Here is a 14,514-nt window from a genome sequence, read left to right on the forward strand (position 1 = left end):
GCCTCGGGCGGTCAGGAGACTGGTGACGGGGGCGGGCCGGTGCCAGGCAGAATCAGGGTGCCTTCCCGACCCCGCCCGCGGCCGCCCACCTTACGTTCAAGTGGCCGGTTTCCGCGAGCCCCGGGACGCTGCCCCCCCTTTGGCGCCGCGCCCCCCTTTGGATCCCGCCTTGTTCTTCACCACCGGTGTCGGACCAGGCAGTTCGGTGACCGAGCCACCGGCAGCGACGATTTTCTCGCGGGCCACGGCACTGAAGTGGTGGGCGCTCACCTTGAGCGGTCGATCGATCGCGCCGTCGCCGAGGACCTTGATCTCGTCCCAGATTCCTTTGGCCACGCCCGCCGACCGCAGCGTCTCGGGCGTCACCTCGCCGCCCGCCGGAAACGCCGCCGCGAGGGCCGCGACGTTGACCGCCTTGACGATCCGCCCGTGGCGGTTGTGGAACCCGCGTTTGGGAATCTGGCGGATGATCGGCATCCGCGCTCCCTCGAAGATCGCCGGTGCGCTCCATCCGGCGAGTTGCCCCTGCCCCTTGTGGCCGCGCCCGGATGTCTTGCCCCGGCCGGACCCGGGACCGCGCCCCACACGGAGCCGCCGCCGATTGCGATGCACGCCACGGTTGACGTCGCTGATGTTCATCCGATTGCTCTCCGCCCGCTGACCCGCATCTCCGCCCCGGTTCCCGATGGCACGTCCACCGGGCTCCGTCCGCACCGCCCGCCCCCGCTCACGAGTCCGACAGGGAGACTCCGCGGAGCCGCTCGACCTCGGTCCGGGTGCGCACCATCTTGAGGGCCTCGAGCGCCGCCTTGACGAGATTCACGGGATTCGTCGATCCATGAGCCTTCGACAGCACGTCGCGGATCCCGGCCGACTCACACACCGCACGAACCGCCGCACCGGCGATGATCCCGGTCCCGGGGCTGGCCGGAAGGAGGATCACCTTCGACGTCCCGCACGCGCCCTCGACACGGTGGGGAATCGTTCCCGACTCGATCGGCACCTCGATGAGGTTCTTCATCCCGTCCTTGATCGCCTTCTCGACTGCCGGCGGCACTTCGTTGGCCTTGGCATAGCCGCAGCCGACCTTGCCCCGGCCATTGCCGACGACCACCAGCCCGGCAAAGCTGAACCGGCGGCCACCCTTGACCACCGTGGCGCAGCGCCGGACCTTGACCACCTTCTCGGTGAACTCACCGCCCCGTGATTCCTTGCTCGTCGACACCCTGCACCTCGTTGCTCGTGCCCAGTGCGGCCGCCCGCGTGTTCCAGCGTTTCACCGCCTGCAGCCCGGTCAGGCGGAACCTCACCCTACGCTCGCTCCCGCCCGACCGGGACCGCTCCGGACCGTCGTCAAAACTCCAGCCCTGCCGCCCGGGCACCGTCGGCCAACGCCGCCACCCGCCCGTGGTAGCGGAACTGCCCACGGTCGAAACAAACCTTCGTCACTCCCGCTGCACGGGCCCGTTCCGCGACCGCCTTGCCGATCGCCTCGGCAGCGGCCTTGTTGCCGCCGAACGTGAAACCACCACGGAGTTGGCGGTCGACCGTGCTCGCCGCAGCCAGTGTCCGGCCGGCGACGTCGTCGATCACCTGGGCGTAAATGTGCTTGTGGGTCCGGTGGATCACGAGGCGCGGGCGCTCCGCGGTGCCACGGATCGCGCGGCGCACGCGGTGACGCCGCCGCAACCGCTGCCGGAGGATCGAGCGTGAATGGTCCATGGAACGACGCGTACCGGGTGAGGGGGATGGATGTGGTGGGGTGGATCGGGTCGCCGGTCAACCCTCGGTCGCGCGCCTCGCGGAGGGGGCCCCTCCGGGCGGCGGCCGACGGCCGATCGTCATTTGGTGACCGCCTTGCCGGCCTTGCGCCGGATCTGCTCGTTCTCGTACCGGATGCCTTTGCCCTTGTAGGGCTCCGGTTTCCGCCGCGCCCGCACCTCGGCGGCGAACTGGCCGACGAGGTGCTTGTCGATACCTTTGATGACGACGTGGGTCTGGTCGGGGCAGGTGACGGTCAGTCCGGCCGGAATCGGCACCTGGAGCTCGTTCGCGAACCCGACGCGCAGTTGCAGCACGTTCTTCTGCACGGCAGCGATGTAGCCGACGCCGACGATCTCGAGTTTCTTTTCGTAGCCCTTGGTCACCCCTTCGACCATGTTGGCGGCCAGGGCCCGGGTGAGGCCGTGGAGCGACCGCGAGAGGCGGTCGTCGCTGCTCCGGGTGACCTGCAGGCTGCCGCCGTCGACGCTGACGGCGACGGCCGGGTGGACACGGTGCTCGAGTTTGCCCAGCGGCCCCTCGACGCGCAGGACGCCGGCGTCCACGGAGGCTTTCACCCCCTTGGCAAGCGGTACCGGCGCTTTCCCGATACGTGACATGGAATCAGATCCTCACGATGGCTGAATCACCACAGTTCGCAGAGCACTTCGCCGCCGAGCTTGCGCTGCCGGGCCTCACGATCGCTGACCACGCCGCTGGACGTGGAGAGGATCGAGATACCCAGGCCACCGAGCACGGGGCGGAGCCGGGCCGACCGGCTGTAGACCCGGCGCCCCGGCGAACTGACGCGGCGGATGTGGCGGATGAGACGCTCCCCGTTGGGGCCGTACTTCAGTTCGAGTTGCAGCGTGGCGACAGGCTCGGCCTCGACTTCCCGCCAATCCCAGATGAAGCCCTCGCGCTTGAGGACGTCGGCCAGACCGCGCTTCACCTTCGAACTGGGGATCTCGACCGTGGCGCGCTCCACGCGGACTGCGTTGCGGATGCGGGTCAGCATGTCGGCGATCGGATCGGTCATCATGGGGCGGGAATCCTCACTTGGGCTCGATGGTTCATGGCCGACGCGGGGTCGGCGGGTGCGGACGGGAGACGCGAGGTCACCAACTCGCCTTCCTCACTCCGGGAATGCACCCTTGATCCGCCAATTTGCGGAAGCAGATCCGGCAGGTACCGAATTTCCGGTACACGGCGCGCGGCCGCCCGCAGAGCATGCAGCGTCGGACGACGCGCGAGGAAAACTTCGGTTTCCGCTTGGCCATCGCGATCTTCGATTTGCTCGCCATGCTGAGTCCCGTTTCACCGGCAGCCGTCGCGGCCGCTTGACTACACCACACGCCCCCGCCCACGGCGTGGGCACCGGGGGGCCCCCGGGGTCATGACGGCGTCGCGCCGTCGCCGTCGTCCTTCTTCATCGGCATCCCCATCGCGCGGAGAAACTGCCGCGCCTCGTCGTCGTTCCGCGCGCTGGTCACGATCGTGATGTTCATGCCCTGCGGCCGCGTGTATTTGTCGGGATTGATCTCGGGAAAGACCATCTGCTCCGAGAGGCCGAGGCTGTAATTGCCATGCCCGTCGAACGCGGTGCTCGACAGGCCACGGAAGTCACGGACCCGCGGCAGGGCGAGCGACACCAGGCGATCGAGAAACTCGTACATCCGCCGTCCACGGAGCGTCACCTTGCAACCGATCGGGAGGTTCTCGCGGAGCTTGAAACCGGAGACCGCTGCCTTCGACAGGGTCGCCACCGGCTTTTGGCCCGTCACCTGCCCGAGGGCGTTGATCGCCTCCTCGAGGAACTTCTTCTCGGTGACAGCGACGCCGACACCCATGTTGACAACGATCTTCTCGAGACGCGGGATGGCATGGGGATTGTCGCGGTCGAGCGCCTTGCCGAGCGCCGGACGGACGGTCGAGATGTAATGCTCGAGCATCCGCGGCACGCCGCCGGACTCGGACGGGGCCCCGCTTTCCGCCGCACCGGCGGCGGCCCGCTCCCCCGCACCTGCTGCCTTCGTCTTCTTCGCCATCGCGACAACCCTTCCCGTTCCCTGTCAGCCTGCGTCCCAATCGCCCTGCTCGCCGCCCCAGCCGCGGGCGGGGCTCCGTTTTCCCGTCGATCACCCGGCCGCGGTCCGCTTCCGGGGCCCCTGCAACTTGCCAAGGTCGGCACCGCACTTTCGGCACACGCGGCTCTTCGCCCCGTCACCGGCGACACGGCACCCCAGTCGCGTGGCTTTGCCACAGGCGCTGCACACGATCAGCACGTTGGAGGCGTCGATGGGCATCTCCCGGCTCAACCGCCCCCCCTGGGGGTTCTTCTGGCTGCGCCGCATGTGGCGGTAGACCCGGTTGACCCCTTCAACCACCAGCTTGCCGGCGGTCGGATCGACCGACAGCACCTTCGCGCGCGTGCCACGGCCGTTGCCCGACCGGACCTCGACGGTGTCTCCCGAACGGATCAGCATCACACCACCTCACTGGCCAGGCTGACGATCTTCATGAAGTTGCGGTCCCGCAGTTCGCGGGCCACGGCGCCGAAGATACGGGTGCCCTTCGGGTTCTTTTCGTTGTCGATGATCACGCAGGCGTTGGTGTCGAAGCGGACATAGCTGCCGTCCTCGCGCCGCGTCGGCTTCTTGCAGCGCACGATCACCGCCTTGACGACCGCCTTCTTCTTGACGTCGCTGCCGGGGATCACGGTCTTGACGCTGCAGACGATGATGTCCCCCAGGCCGGCGGTGCGTTTCTTGCTGCCGCCGAGCACCTTGAAGCACATCACCTCGCGGGCGCCGGTGTTGTCGGCCACCACGAGCCGGGTCTGCATCTGGATCATGGGGTCCCTTCCGTCGTCGTGTCGCGGCCGGTCGCGGTCGCCTCTTCGGCGCGGGCGGCGGCCTCACGCAGCTCCGTCGCCCGCGCGCCGCTCCGTAGCGAAGCGACGTCGACAGCGGTGCTCTTGGCGACCACCCTCACCAGCTCCCACCGCTTCAGCCGGCTGCGCGGCCGGCACTCGATGATCTCGACGGTGTCGCCGAGGGCCGACTCGTCGTTTTCGTCGTGGGCGTGGCAGACGGTCCTCCGGTGGAGAATCCGACCGTACTTGTTGTGCCGGACGACGCGCGGCATCTCCACTCGCCTCGTCTTCCGCGACGACGCGCTGGTGACCGTTCCGATGACGACTCGCTTGGGCATGATCCTCGTTCCCGCTGGGATGACTATCGCCACCCCGATGACGACCGTGGCTCGTGACTCACATCATTCCGAAGTAAATTGCTTCCGTGGTCGATTGCTCCACCGCATCGCGGCCGGGCGAACCCGGTCGCGGCGTCTCAGCCCCCGGGGCCCCGCTTTTGCATCTGCGTGCGCTGCTGCACGCGGGGCCGCCCCGCGGCGCCACCGACACTCTTGGCCTTCGCAGCCGCCGCGCCGGGCCGACCGCGCCCCATCTTCACCCGCCCGCGCTTGGCCACGGCCTTCGCGGCCCCGGCCGCCTGTTCAGTTGCCGGGGGCTCGAGTGTGCCGCGCTGCCGCAGCACCGTCTGGCAACGGGCGATGGTGCGCCGCAGCTGCTTCACCTGCGCGGGCGACTTGAGCTTCTCGGTCTGAGCCTGGAGGCGCAACCGAAATAACGTCTCGGCGGCGTCTTTCCACGTCAGCCGGATCTGCTCGTCGGGCATCTCGCGGATTTCGCTTGCTTTGTTCATCGACCCGTCGACTCCTCGTGGCCAACCGCCACACCGTCGTGTCCGATCACATCGAGCGCCGCTTCACGAACCGGACGCGGAGCGGCATCTTGTGCGCCAATCTGGCCAGGCAAACCCGCGCCGCGTCCTCGGAGACGCCGCCGATTTCGTAAAGGATCGCTCCCGGCTTGATCACCGCGGCCCAGTACTCCGGCTCCCCCTTGCCCTTGCCCATGCGGGTTTCGAGCGGGATCGACGTGATCGATTTGTGGGGGAACACGCGCACGTACAAGCGGCCCTCGGTGCGCAGATACTGCTGCGCCGCGATCCGCCCCGCCTCGATGGTCGCAGCGGCGAGCCAGCCGGGTTGGGCCGCCTGGAGTCCGAAATCGCCGAACACCACGCGGTTTCCCCGGGTGGCGTCACCTCTTATACGTCCTCTTTGGCTTTTTCGGTGCTTGACCCTCTTGGGCATCAGCGCCATCGCCAGCCTCCTCGTACATGCCTTGGTTCACCCACACCTGCACACCGATGTTGCCCTGCGCAGTCGGCGCCTCGCAGAAGCCGTAGTCGATCCGCGCCCGCAGCGTCGACAGCGGCATCGCGCCGGCGATCGCCTTCTCGCAGCGCGACATCTCCGCCCCACCGAGCCGACCGGCCAACTGGATCTTCACCCCCTTGGCGCCGGCATCCATCGTCGTGTCCATGGCACGCTTCATCGTCCGCCGGAAAGCGGCCCGTTTCGAGAGCTGGTCGGCGATGTCCTCGGCGATCAGCTGCGCCTGGATTTCCGGGCGGCCGAGCTCCTCGATCTTGAGGTTCACGCGCCGCCCGAGCAGCTCCTGGAGCTCTCCCTGGAGGCGATCGACGTCCTGGCCCTTGCGGCCGATGAGCAAGCCGGGCCGGGCGCAGTGGAGGATCACCTTGACCTCGTCGCGTGTCCGCTCGATCTCGACTTTCGAGATCGCGGCCGCGCGGTGCTTCTCCTTGATGTACTTCCGCGTGCGGAAGTCCTCGAGGAGCAGGTCGCGGAAGTCCTTCTTGGCCGCATACCAACGGCTCTTCCACGGCTCGGTGATCCCGGTGCGGAACCCGACCGGATTGACCTTCTGTCCCATGAACTGTTTCCCGACGTGTCAGTGTTGTTCGTCTGCCGCTCTGCCGCTCTGCCGCGGCCCGCTGCCGCACCCCCGCGTCGCCGGAGGGCGAGCCGATCGAACGCTCGCTCAGTCCCCGGCCCCCGCATCGCCACCGGGGAGGCTGTCGAGTGCCACCCGGATATGCGACATCCGCCGCTTGATGCCAAACGCCATGCCGCGGGCCCGAGGGCGGATCCGCTTGAACATCGGACCGCCGTCGACACGCGCGTCGACGACGACCAGATCGTCGACCCCGGTTGCCTGCTTGTGCTCGGCGTTGCCCAGGGCGCTCTTGATCACCTTCTCCAGCATCCGGGCGCCGCGGTGCGGCTGGAAGCGGAGGATGTCGAGCGCCTCGTCGGCGAACTTGCCGCGCACCAGATCAGCCAGCGCCCGCACCTTGCGGGCACTGATCCGGGCATATTTGTGGGTTGCCGTGTAGGGCATCGAAACACCGTTTCGCTCGTTGGGCTCGTCATCCCCGAAATCGTTCCGCCGCTGTCACGCCGGAGCTCACTTCGCGGGAGCCGCCTCCTTCACCTTGCCGCCGTGGCCGCGGAACGTCCGCGTCGGCGCGAACTCGCCCAGCTTGTGACCGACCATGTCCTCGGTCACGAACACCTTCATGTGCTGCTTGCCGTTGTGGACCATGAACGTCAGTCCGATGAACTCGGGGACGATCGTGCAGGCTCTCGACCAGGTCTTGATCGGATCCCGCTTGCCGCTGCCGAGTTGGGCTTCGACCTTCTCGAAGACCCGGGGATCGACATACGGTCCCTTCTTTGCGCTGCGGCCCATGCGATGTCACCTGCACCTGGCGTGTTTCGTCGTTCGCGTTCTCACCGGCTCGTCGCCGGCTCGTGTCCACTGCCTGCCGTACTGTTTGCCGTTCTGTCTGTCGTCCAGCCTTGCCGTTCCCGCTGTCACTCCGGCCCGATCGTGCCGGGCCGAACCGATCACCGCAGCTTGATTTGCCCGTACCGTCGGCTCTTCCGCCGGCGGATGATCGCCGCCCCGGAGGGCTTCCGCGGCTTCCGCGTACCACCGCCCTTCGAGCTCTTTCCCGTCGGGCTCACCGGGTGGCGGCCACCCTTGGTGCGCCCTTCACCACCGCCGTGCGGATGGTCGATCGGATTCATCGCCGTGCCACGGACGTGAGGCCTGATCCCCATCCAGCGCTTTCGCCCGGCCTTGCCGAGGACGACGTTCATGTGCTCGGAATTGCCGATCGCACCGATCGTCGCCCGGCAGGCCGCAGGGACACGGCGGATTTCGCCGGAGGGGAGCGTGAGCTGCGCCCACTGCGCCTCGCGGGCAACGAGCACAGCCGACGAACCGGCCGAGCGGCACAGCCGCCCGCCGCGGCCTGCCTGGAGCTCGACATTGTGGACCTGGAGGCCCAGCGGGATCGACGCCAGCGGCAGGCAGTTGCCGACTTCGGGAGCCGCCGCGGCACCGCTCTGCACCGTCGCACCGACCTGGAGCCCTTCCGGCGCGAGGATGAATCGCTTCTCACCGTCGGCGTAGTGGACCAGCGCCAGCCGGCAGGTGCGGTTGGGGTCGTATTGGATCGAGTGGACCCGGCCGGGGATACCGTCCTTGTCGCGTCGAAAATCGACGAGACGGTAGTGCTGCATGTGACCGCCGCCGCGGTGCCGGGCGGTGATCTTCCCCTGGTTGTTGCGGCCGCCCTTCTTCTGCTTCCGGACGGTCAGCCCCTTGGGCGCCGACGCTCCGGGGGTCAGCTCGGCAAAGTCCGACACGCTGGCGCCGCGGCGGCCGGGACTGGTCGGGTTGTAGGTGCGGATGCCCATCGCGTGGTGTTCCGGATGTCGGATGCCGGCTGGCGTCACACGCCGGCCGGGGAATGGCCTTCAGGAAGGACTGCAACCAGACAGGACTAAAACAGGTTGATCTTGAAATCGGGCTTGAGCGTGACGATCGCCTTCTTCCAAGGCTTCGTGCTCGTCTGCCGCGTGCGGCTGCGCCGGGCCTTGCCGAGGCGATTCTGGATCGCGACTTTCTCGACCTTGACTGAAAACAGCTCCTCCACCGCGTGCCGCACGTCGGCCTTCGTCGCCGCCGTCACGACCTCGAACGAGTAGGCATTGTGGCGTTCGGCGCGGTGCATCCCCTTCTCCGTGACCAGCGGACGGAGAATCACCTGATGCACGCCGAGGCGCGGCGTCAGTGCCGGCGGTGGAGGTACGGGAACGGCCATCGAAATTCACTCCTCGAAAAGCGGGGCGCTCACGACCGGGCGGCTCCGGCCACCGCGCGGCCGCGCTTCGCACCGGCGGAGCCGGCCTTCGTAGCCTTGGCAGGCTTGGCCTTCCGGGCCGCCGCGGCACCGGTCCGAAATGAATCCAGTGCCGCTTTGCTCATCACGATCCGGCGCGGCTGGAGAATCGCCAGGGCATTGAGATCGGCGACCGGGGACACCGACACGCCGGCGATGTTGCGGGCGCTCTTCCAGAGGTTGCCGTCGGGCTTCTCCGGACTCACGAGCACCGTGACGTCGGCGACCCCGAGCTTGCCGAGGAGTCCGGCGACGACGGACGTCTTCGGGGCGGCCACGGCCAGCGAGTCGACGAGCAACACCTCGTCGTCGGCCAGCCGCGAGGCCAGCGCCATCCGGGTGGCGGCCTGCAGCGCCTTGCGCGGCATCCGCCAGCCGAAGTCGCGCGGACGCTTGGCGAAGATGTGGCCGCCGCCCCGCCGCGTGCCGCTGCGCCGACCGCCGGCCCGGGCGTTGCCCGTGCCCTTCTGCCGGTACAGCTTCTTGGTCGAGCCGGCGACCTCGCCACGCGACTTGGTGCGCATCGTGCCCTGGCGCTGGTTGGCCTGATACATGACCACCGCGTCGTGGAGCAATTGCTTGTTCACGCCGGCCGAAAGCTCGGCGGGGTCGATGTCGTATGACCCGACCTTGTTGCCCTGGATGTCGTAGACGGGAAGGTTCACTTGGCTGCCTTCTTCTTGGACACCGGTGCCGCCCCCGCCGGGGGCACGCGCCGCAGCTTGTTGGTCTCACGGACCACGACGTAGCCGCCGTTCGGTCCCGGCACGGCCCCGCGCACCAGCAGGAGGTTGTTGTCCTTGTCGATACCGACGAGCTTGAGGTTCCGCATCGTCGAGCGCTCGTTGCCGTAGCGCCCCGCCATCCGCTTCCCCTTGAAGACACGGGCCGGCGAGGTGTTCATGCTCGTGCCGCCCTGGTGGCGGTGGACTTTCTTCACGCCGTGCGTGGCCCGCTGCCCCTTGAACCCGTGGCGCTTCATGACGCCGGCGGTGCCGCGCCCCTTGGTGGTGCCGGTCACGTCGACGTGCTGCACCCCCTCGAACAGCTCCACCGACAGCACCTGCCCGACGGCAGCCTCGGCATAGGTGCCGCGCAACTCGCGCACGAACCGCTGCGGCTCGCAGTCGGCCTTCGGCGCCCGCTCGACGCCGGCCTGGGCCTGACTCTTCGCGCGCTTGCTGTCGAGGTTGGCGACCTGCCCGCGGACCGACCGGCTCGCCAGCCGCCGCGGCTTGTCGCGAAACCCGATCTGCACGGCGGCGTAGCCATCGCGCTCGGGGCTACGCACCAGCAGCACCCGGCACGGGCCCGCCTCGATGACGGTCACGGGGATGACGATGCCCGCCGGATCGAAGATCTGCGTGGAGCCGATCTTCCGACCCAAAATCCCCTTGCGACCGGGGCGGGTTGCCTTCGCTGCGGCTTCGTTTCCAGACGCGTTTTCGGCTGCCATGGTCTGTGTACCTGACGAACGCACGCTTCCGGCCACCGCACCAGCGGCGGCCGGATCGAGAGCCGATCACGCTCGAAGCCGTCGGCCGCAGGAGCACCCGGAGTCCCGGGCCTTACCTGCGTCGCCTTCCAAGCATGCGGTGTCGCGTGCTCCCTCTGACTTGTCCCCGATCCAATTCGGTCCGCTGGCTCCTGCACTCCGTTGCCCGGCCGGGCAACGGATATCGAACCTCACCGCGACGAAGCCTTGATCTTGATATCCACGCCGGCCGGCAGGCTGAGCTTGTTGAGCGCCTCGATCGTCTTGGCGGTCGCCTGGACGATGTCGATCACCCGCTTGTGGGTCCGAATTTCGTACTGCTGCCGAGCCTTCTTGTCGATGTGCGGGCTCGACAGCACCGTGTAGCGCTCGACCCGGGTGGGGAGCGGAATCGGGCCATGAACCTCGGAATTGGTCCGCTTGGCGGTGTCGACGATCTCGGCCGCGCTCTGGTCGAGCACGGCGTGGTCGTACGCCTCCATCCGGATCCGAATGATTTCTTGCGTCGGCCCCGCCACGGACTCACCTCCCGAAGGAGAACCACCCGGTCCCGTTCCGGCCACACCCTGACCGGCCGATCCATCTGTATTGCTCTATCGGCATCGCCCGAGCAAAACTGGGCGCGGCCATATCTCCCGCCCCGTCGCTCCCGCCGAGCCAAACGGCCGAAGCCGCTGGAAAAGACGGCGGGCCGGTCGTTTCGGAAGGCCCGACGGGCACGCTCGAACGCCCCGGAACGATCGACGGCCTCACGCCGTCGCCACGATCAGGAAACGCCTCGGTGAACCGGCACCCGCCAAGCCACGGCAGGGCCGGGCGGCAGGCATCGTGAAGCGAGCATCGCCGGCGACTCCGCTGCTGGCAGAGCCTAACCGCCAATACCCGCACTCGCGGGGGAAGAAAGAATCTAGATCCCGGCGAAAAGACTGTCAACAGACGCTCATACTCTGCGGCTCACGCGGGGGCGAGGCCGGAGCCCGGTTGCCCCTGGCCGGCAGCATGCCAATGGCGTGGCTCCAAAACCAAGGCGCCCAGCGGTGCGGCCAGGCGATCTCAAACTCATACCAGGGGCCCGCGCCCCCCCTCTGTCGAGCCCGAGCAGAGGCTTGTCCCCCCGTTCACACGGCGATCTCGGAAAAACCTGTGAAAACAGTACGCTCCCCTTCGTGAAAGCCCTCCTCCTCACCGCTCCGAGCCAACTCACCTTCACCGACGTCGACACCCCATCCCCCGGTCCGGGGGAGGTGTTGGTGCGGGTCGCCGCCTGTGGCATCTGCGGCAGCGACGTCCACGGCTTCACCGGCGCCACCGGGCGGCGGATTCCGCCACTGGTCATGGGCCACGAGGCGGCCGGCACGGTCGAGCGCGTCGGCCCCGGCGTCGGCGACATCGCCGTCGGGACGCGCGTGGCCCTCGACTCGACCGTGTTTTGCGGCACCTGCTCCCACTGCCTCTCCGGTGCCGAAAACCTCTGCACGCACCGAGAGGTACTCGGCGTGTCGTGCGGCCCATACCGCCGGCATGGTTGCTTCGCCGAGTATGTCGTGGTGCCGAGGCGCGTGGTCTACGCGCTTCCCGACTCGATCGATTTCGTCGCCGCCGCCCTCCTCGAGCCGCTCACGATCGCCCTCCACGCCGTCCATCTCGCGCGGATCGGGCCGGCGACGCGCTCGGCCGTGGTCGTCGGCGCGGGGCCGATCGGCCTGGCGTGCGTCGCGTCGCTGCGTGCCTACGGCGTGCCGCGGATCCTCGCGATCGACCTCGAGGCCGACCGCCTCTCGCGGGCGCGCCAGCTCGGCGCGACCGACACGCTCCCCGCCGGCGACGGTGCCGGCGCGGCGGCGGCGCGGTGGGGTGCGGTGCCTCCCGACAGCGACGGCGCCGACGTCGTCTTCGAAGCGGTCGGCGCGACCGCTCCGGTGCGCACGGCGATCGAGGCGGCCACGCGCGGTGGCACGGTGGTCCTCGTCGGCAACGTCTCCCCGTCGATCGAGATGCCGCTGCAGCTGGTCGTCACGCGCCAACTGCGCCTCCAGGGCTCCTGTTCGTCGGCGGGGAGCTATCCCGAGGCGATCCGGCTGGTGGCGGAAGGTAAGGTCGATCTCTCCGGGTTCGTCAGCCGCGTCGCGCCGCTCGCCGAGGGGGTGGCATGGTTCCAGCGGCTCCACGACCGCGAACCGGGCCTGGTGAAAGTGGTCCTGCAGCCCTGACAGCGGCGCCGCCGAGCGCTCGTGTCGTTCGCACCCGTCTCGAGGGATTTTCGATGGCCAGCCCGACCGGTCCGGCGCTGTTTGATCTCACTGGCCGCACCGCCCTGGTGACCGGCGCCAGCCGCGGTCTTGGCCTGCAGATGGCAGGGGCGCTTGCCCGCGCGGGAGCCGACCTCGTGATCACCGCGCGGAAGGTCGACGATCTCTCGGCAGCGCGGAAGGCCCTCGAGGCCCACGGCCACCGGGTCACCCCCCTGCCCCTCGATCTGCGCGTCGAGGCGAGCATCCGCGACTGTGCCGCCGCGGCGATCGACACGGCCGGCCCGATCGACATCCTCCTCAACAACGCCGGCTGCAACATCCGCAAGCCCGCCGTCGACGTCACCTGGGACGACTGGAACACGATCCTCGACACCAACCTCCGCGGCACGTTCTTCATGGCCCAGGCGATCGCCCGCCACATGATCCCGCGGGCCCGCGGGCGGATCATCAACATCGGCAGCGTGACCAGCGTCTTCGGCTATGCCGGCCTGACCCCCTATTCGGCGAGCCGCGGTGGTGTGAAGCAGATGACGATGAGCCTGGCCGACGATCTCGGTCCCCACGGGATCACGGTCAACTGCCTCGCCCCCGGCTGGTTCCGCACCGCGCAAAACGACGTCATGTACCGCGACCCGGAGTGGGTCGCCTACCTCACCGACCGGATCCCGCTCAAGCGGCCGGGGAGGGCGGAGGACCTCGACGGGGCGGTGGTCTTCCTCGCCTCCGACGCCAGCGCCTACGTCACCGGCCAGACGCTCCTGGTCGACGGCGGGATCACGACCGGCTCGACGCGCGCCCTGCCGGCAAAGAAGCCGGGGTGAGGTGCGCGGGCAGGTCGCGCAGCCGCCGAGAGATCGGCCGCAAGGGATCGCAACGTGGGCACCCAAATCGCGTGGCACCAGTGCCTCATCCTGCGCAGGGGGCCGCGAAGCCCCTCCGCCGTCGCCCTCGCATCGGCCCGTCACCCACTGGCTGCGGGTTGATGCGAGGGCAAAGGCGCGAGGGGCGTCCCCCTCTGTCGAGCCCGAGCCGAGGCTTGTGCACAGATTGGCAACTGGACATTCGGCAACGGCCAGTGATAGGACGATGGGTGTGTCGTGGCGCGCGGAGCAAGTCAATGAAGCGGGTACCAATCGCCGAAGCAGAGGCCCGTTGGTCGGCCCTCCTCGGCAGCGTCGAGGCAGGCGACGAGGTCGTGATCACCCGCGATGGCAAGGCAGTCGCGCGGCTCGTTCCAGTCCCTCAGGCCAAGCGATCCGTCGCCGACGTGTTTCGAACCGCCCGCTTGCTCGGAGGGTTCGACATGGCGGGCACCGATAACCTGCCAAACGAGTAGCTCGACCTCGGCAACTGATCCCGCGTCTGCAGTCGGCGTTTGCAAATCCGTGTCCGCGGATGAGGCCTTTGCAAAGCCGAGTAATGGCCGGTTCCCACAAGCGGATTCCGGATCAATTCTCCGATCTCAAGGCGCTATCGTGTCTTCTGCCGCTCCCCCGCTCGAAGTCGCCGTGCGCCGCGGGGGTGTCATCGAGTCGCGCCACCACGTCCACGCCGCGATCGCCACCGCCGACGGCGGGGTCGTCGCCACCCACGGGCGGGCCGATCGGCCGACATTCGCCCGGTCGGCGGTGAAGGCGATCCAGGCCCTCGCCCTGGTCGAGACTGGCGCGGCCGATCATTTCGGATTTGGCCCCGAGGCGCTCGCCCTGGCCTGCTCGTCGCACTCGGGCACGCCGCTGCACGCAGCCACCGCGGCGGCGATGCTCGCGGCCCTCGGCCTCGACGAGACCGCGCTTGCCTGCGGCGCCCACTGGCCGCTTCACGACGCCAGCGCCCGCGACCTGGCCCGGAGCGCCGCCGCCCC

Annotated in this window: 24 protein-coding genes; 4 read left to right on the forward strand and 20 right to left on the reverse strand. The window is 68.7% G+C overall.

The window, feature by feature from the left end:
- Positions 1-96 precede the first annotated feature (96 nt).
- The 20 genes from FJ309_07560 to rpsJ all read right to left on the reverse strand — a co-directional run bounded on the left by FJ309_07560 (position 97) and on the right by rpsJ (position 10,916).
- Positions 97-639, reverse strand: a complete 543-nt coding sequence (locus FJ309_07560; GenBank protein MBM3954456.1) for a 50S ribosomal protein L15 — start codon at positions 637-639, stop codon at positions 97-99.
- Positions 640-727: 88 nt separating this feature from the next.
- Positions 728-1,225 (reverse strand): 30S ribosomal protein S5, encoded by a 498-nt coding sequence (locus tag FJ309_07565; protein ID MBM3954457.1) that lies wholly within the window; start codon positions 1,223-1,225, stop codon positions 728-730.
- A 128-nt stretch (positions 1,226-1,353) separates the two neighbouring features.
- A complete protein-coding gene (locus FJ309_07570; GenBank protein ID MBM3954458.1) occupies positions 1,354-1,722 on the reverse strand; it encodes a 50S ribosomal protein L18 in 369 nt (122 codons plus the stop codon).
- Between the two features lie 119 nt (positions 1,723-1,841).
- Entirely contained in the window at positions 1,842-2,381 is a 540-nt protein-coding gene (locus FJ309_07575; protein ID MBM3954459.1) for a 50S ribosomal protein L6, read from the reverse strand.
- Positions 2,382-2,407: 26 nt separating this feature from the next.
- Positions 2,408-2,803 (reverse strand): 30S ribosomal protein S8, encoded by a 396-nt coding sequence (gene rpsH / locus FJ309_07580; GenBank protein MBM3954460.1) that lies wholly within the window; start codon positions 2,801-2,803, stop codon positions 2,408-2,410.
- 76 nt (positions 2,804-2,879) lie between these two features.
- Entirely contained in the window at positions 2,880-3,065 is a 186-nt protein-coding gene (locus FJ309_07585) for a type Z 30S ribosomal protein S14 (protein MBM3954461.1), read from the reverse strand.
- 90 nt (positions 3,066-3,155) lie between these two features.
- Positions 3,156-3,713 carry a 50S ribosomal protein L5 gene (gene rplE, locus FJ309_07590; GenBank protein MBM3954462.1) on the reverse strand — a complete coding sequence of 186 codons (558 nt, stop codon included), beginning with the start codon at positions 3,711-3,713 and terminating at the stop codon, positions 3,156-3,158.
- Positions 3,714-3,899: 186 nt separating this feature from the next.
- The gene (locus FJ309_07595; protein ID MBM3954463.1) at positions 3,900-4,247 is read right to left on the reverse strand and encodes a 50S ribosomal protein L24; all 348 of its coding nucleotides are present in this window, start codon (positions 4,245-4,247) and stop codon (positions 3,900-3,902) included.
- Complete coding sequence (gene rplN, locus FJ309_07600) at positions 4,247-4,615, reverse strand: 50S ribosomal protein L14 (protein ID MBM3954464.1); 369 nt, start codon at positions 4,613-4,615, stop codon at positions 4,247-4,249. Before rplN ends, FJ309_07595 begins: the two co-directional genes overlap by 1 nt.
- The gene (gene rpsQ / locus FJ309_07605; protein ID MBM3954465.1) at positions 4,612-4,974 is read right to left on the reverse strand and encodes a 30S ribosomal protein S17; all 363 of its coding nucleotides are present in this window, start codon (positions 4,972-4,974) and stop codon (positions 4,612-4,614) included. Before rpsQ ends, rplN begins: the two co-directional genes overlap by 4 nt.
- Before the next feature lie 137 nt (positions 4,975-5,111).
- Positions 5,112-5,486, reverse strand: coding sequence for a 50S ribosomal protein L29 (gene rpmC / locus FJ309_07610; GenBank protein MBM3954466.1), 375 nt, complete (start codon positions 5,484-5,486; stop codon positions 5,112-5,114).
- Between the two features lie 46 nt (positions 5,487-5,532).
- Complete coding sequence (rplP, locus tag FJ309_07615; GenBank protein ID MBM3954467.1) at positions 5,533-5,949, reverse strand: 50S ribosomal protein L16; 417 nt, start codon at positions 5,947-5,949, stop codon at positions 5,533-5,535.
- A complete protein-coding gene (gene rpsC / locus FJ309_07620) occupies positions 5,888-6,583 on the reverse strand; it encodes a 30S ribosomal protein S3 (protein ID MBM3954468.1) in 696 nt (231 codons plus the stop codon). The genes rplP and rpsC overlap by 62 nt, the downstream gene beginning before the upstream one ends.
- A 108-nt stretch (positions 6,584-6,691) precedes the next feature.
- Positions 6,692-7,051: a 50S ribosomal protein L22 gene (locus FJ309_07625; protein MBM3954469.1), complete on the reverse strand. Its 360-nt coding sequence runs from the start codon at positions 7,049-7,051 to the stop codon at positions 6,692-6,694.
- Between the two features lie 66 nt (positions 7,052-7,117).
- Positions 7,118-7,402: a 30S ribosomal protein S19 gene (gene rpsS, locus FJ309_07630; GenBank protein ID MBM3954470.1), complete on the reverse strand. Its 285-nt coding sequence runs from the start codon at positions 7,400-7,402 to the stop codon at positions 7,118-7,120.
- Positions 7,403-7,560: 158 nt separating this feature from the next.
- A complete protein-coding gene (gene rplB / locus FJ309_07635; protein MBM3954471.1) occupies positions 7,561-8,418 on the reverse strand; it encodes a 50S ribosomal protein L2 in 858 nt (285 codons plus the stop codon).
- Positions 8,419-8,504: 86 nt separating this feature from the next.
- Positions 8,505-8,825, reverse strand: coding sequence for a 50S ribosomal protein L23 (locus FJ309_07640; GenBank protein MBM3954472.1), 321 nt, complete (start codon positions 8,823-8,825; stop codon positions 8,505-8,507).
- Between the two features lie 29 nt (positions 8,826-8,854).
- Positions 8,855-9,568, reverse strand: a complete 714-nt coding sequence (gene rplD, locus FJ309_07645) for a 50S ribosomal protein L4 (protein MBM3954473.1) — start codon at positions 9,566-9,568, stop codon at positions 8,855-8,857.
- Positions 9,565-10,359, reverse strand: a complete 795-nt coding sequence (locus FJ309_07650; protein MBM3954474.1) for a 50S ribosomal protein L3 — start codon at positions 10,357-10,359, stop codon at positions 9,565-9,567. Before FJ309_07650 ends, rplD begins: the two co-directional genes overlap by 4 nt.
- A gap of 230 nt (positions 10,360-10,589) precedes the next feature.
- Complete coding sequence (gene rpsJ, locus FJ309_07655) at positions 10,590-10,916, reverse strand: 30S ribosomal protein S10 (protein MBM3954475.1); 327 nt, start codon at positions 10,914-10,916, stop codon at positions 10,590-10,592.
- 648 nt (positions 10,917-11,564) lie between these two features.
- Between rpsJ and FJ309_07660 the strand changes: the two genes are divergently transcribed.
- The 4 genes from FJ309_07660 to FJ309_07675 all read left to right on the forward strand — a co-directional run.
- Positions 11,565-12,608: a galactitol-1-phosphate 5-dehydrogenase gene (locus FJ309_07660; protein ID MBM3954476.1), complete on the forward strand. Its 1,044-nt coding sequence runs from the start codon at positions 11,565-11,567 to the stop codon at positions 12,606-12,608.
- A 53-nt stretch (positions 12,609-12,661) separates the two neighbouring features.
- On the forward strand, positions 12,662-13,471 hold the full coding sequence (locus tag FJ309_07665) for a glucose 1-dehydrogenase (protein ID MBM3954477.1): 810 nt from the start codon (positions 12,662-12,664) through the stop codon (positions 13,469-13,471).
- Between the two features lie 296 nt (positions 13,472-13,767).
- Positions 13,768-13,986 carry a type II toxin-antitoxin system prevent-host-death family antitoxin gene (locus tag FJ309_07670; GenBank protein MBM3954478.1) on the forward strand — a complete coding sequence of 73 codons (219 nt, stop codon included), beginning with the start codon at positions 13,768-13,770 and terminating at the stop codon, positions 13,984-13,986.
- A partial coding sequence (locus FJ309_07675) for an asparaginase (protein ID MBM3954479.1) occupies positions 13,859-14,514 on the forward strand: 656 nt, incomplete at its 3' end. The genes FJ309_07670 and FJ309_07675, both read left to right, overlap by 128 nt.

The sequence above is a fragment of the Planctomycetota bacterium genome (assembly GCA_016872555.1).
Classification (GTDB): Bacteria; Planctomycetota; Planctomycetia; order Pirellulales; family UBA1268; genus F1-20-MAGs016.

Bases quoted from the DNA above. Each gene is read 5' to 3' on its own strand.
- FJ309_07560 (MBM3954456.1), bottom strand. From the start codon at position 639: ATGAACATCAGCGACGTCAACCGTGGCGTGCATCGCAATCGGCGGCGG.
- FJ309_07570 (MBM3954458.1), bottom strand. From the start codon at position 1,722: ATGGACCATTCACGCTCGATCCTCCGGCAGCGGTTGCGGCGGCGTCAC.
- FJ309_07575 (MBM3954459.1), bottom strand. From the start codon at position 2,381: ATGTCACGTATCGGGAAAGCGCCGGTACCGCTTGCCAAGGGGGTGAAA.
- rpsH (MBM3954460.1), bottom strand. From the start codon at position 2,803: ATGATGACCGATCCGATCGCCGACATGCTGACCCGCATCCGCAACGCA.
- FJ309_07585 (MBM3954461.1), bottom strand. From the start codon at position 3,065: ATGGCGAGCAAATCGAAGATCGCGATGGCCAAGCGGAAACCGAAGTTT.
- rplE (MBM3954462.1), bottom strand. From the start codon at position 3,713: ATGCTCGAGCATTACATCTCGACCGTCCGTCCGGCGCTCGGCAAGGCG.
- FJ309_07595 (MBM3954463.1), bottom strand. From the start codon at position 4,247: ATGCTGATCCGTTCGGGAGACACCGTCGAGGTCCGGTCGGGCAACGGC.
- rplN (MBM3954464.1), bottom strand. From the start codon at position 4,615: ATGATCCAGATGCAGACCCGGCTCGTGGTGGCCGACAACACCGGCGCC.
- rpsQ (MBM3954465.1), bottom strand. From the start codon at position 4,974: ATGCCCAAGCGAGTCGTCATCGGAACGGTCACCAGCGCGTCGTCGCGG.
- rpmC (MBM3954466.1), bottom strand. From the start codon at position 5,486: ATGAACAAAGCAAGCGAAATCCGCGAGATGCCCGACGAGCAGATCCGG.
- rplP (MBM3954467.1), bottom strand. From the start codon at position 5,949: ATGGCGCTGATGCCCAAGAGGGTCAAGCACCGAAAAAGCCAAAGAGGA.
- rpsC (MBM3954468.1), bottom strand. From the start codon at position 6,583: ATGGGACAGAAGGTCAATCCGGTCGGGTTCCGCACCGGGATCACCGAG.
- FJ309_07625 (MBM3954469.1), bottom strand. From the start codon at position 7,051: ATGCCCTACACGGCAACCCACAAATATGCCCGGATCAGTGCCCGCAAG.
- rpsS (MBM3954470.1), bottom strand. From the start codon at position 7,402: ATGGGCCGCAGCGCAAAGAAGGGACCGTATGTCGATCCCCGGGTCTTC.
- rplB (MBM3954471.1), bottom strand. From the start codon at position 8,418: ATGGGCATCCGCACCTACAACCCGACCAGTCCCGGCCGCCGCGGCGCC.
- FJ309_07640 (MBM3954472.1), bottom strand. From the start codon at position 8,825: ATGGCCGTTCCCGTACCTCCACCGCCGGCACTGACGCCGCGCCTCGGC.
- FJ309_07650 (MBM3954474.1), bottom strand. From the start codon at position 10,359: ATGGCAGCCGAAAACGCGTCTGGAAACGAAGCCGCAGCGAAGGCAACC.
- FJ309_07665 (MBM3954477.1), top strand. From the start codon at position 12,662: ATGGCCAGCCCGACCGGTCCGGCGCTGTTTGATCTCACTGGCCGCACC.
- FJ309_07670 (MBM3954478.1), top strand. From the start codon at position 13,768: ATGAAGCGGGTACCAATCGCCGAAGCAGAGGCCCGTTGGTCGGCCCTC.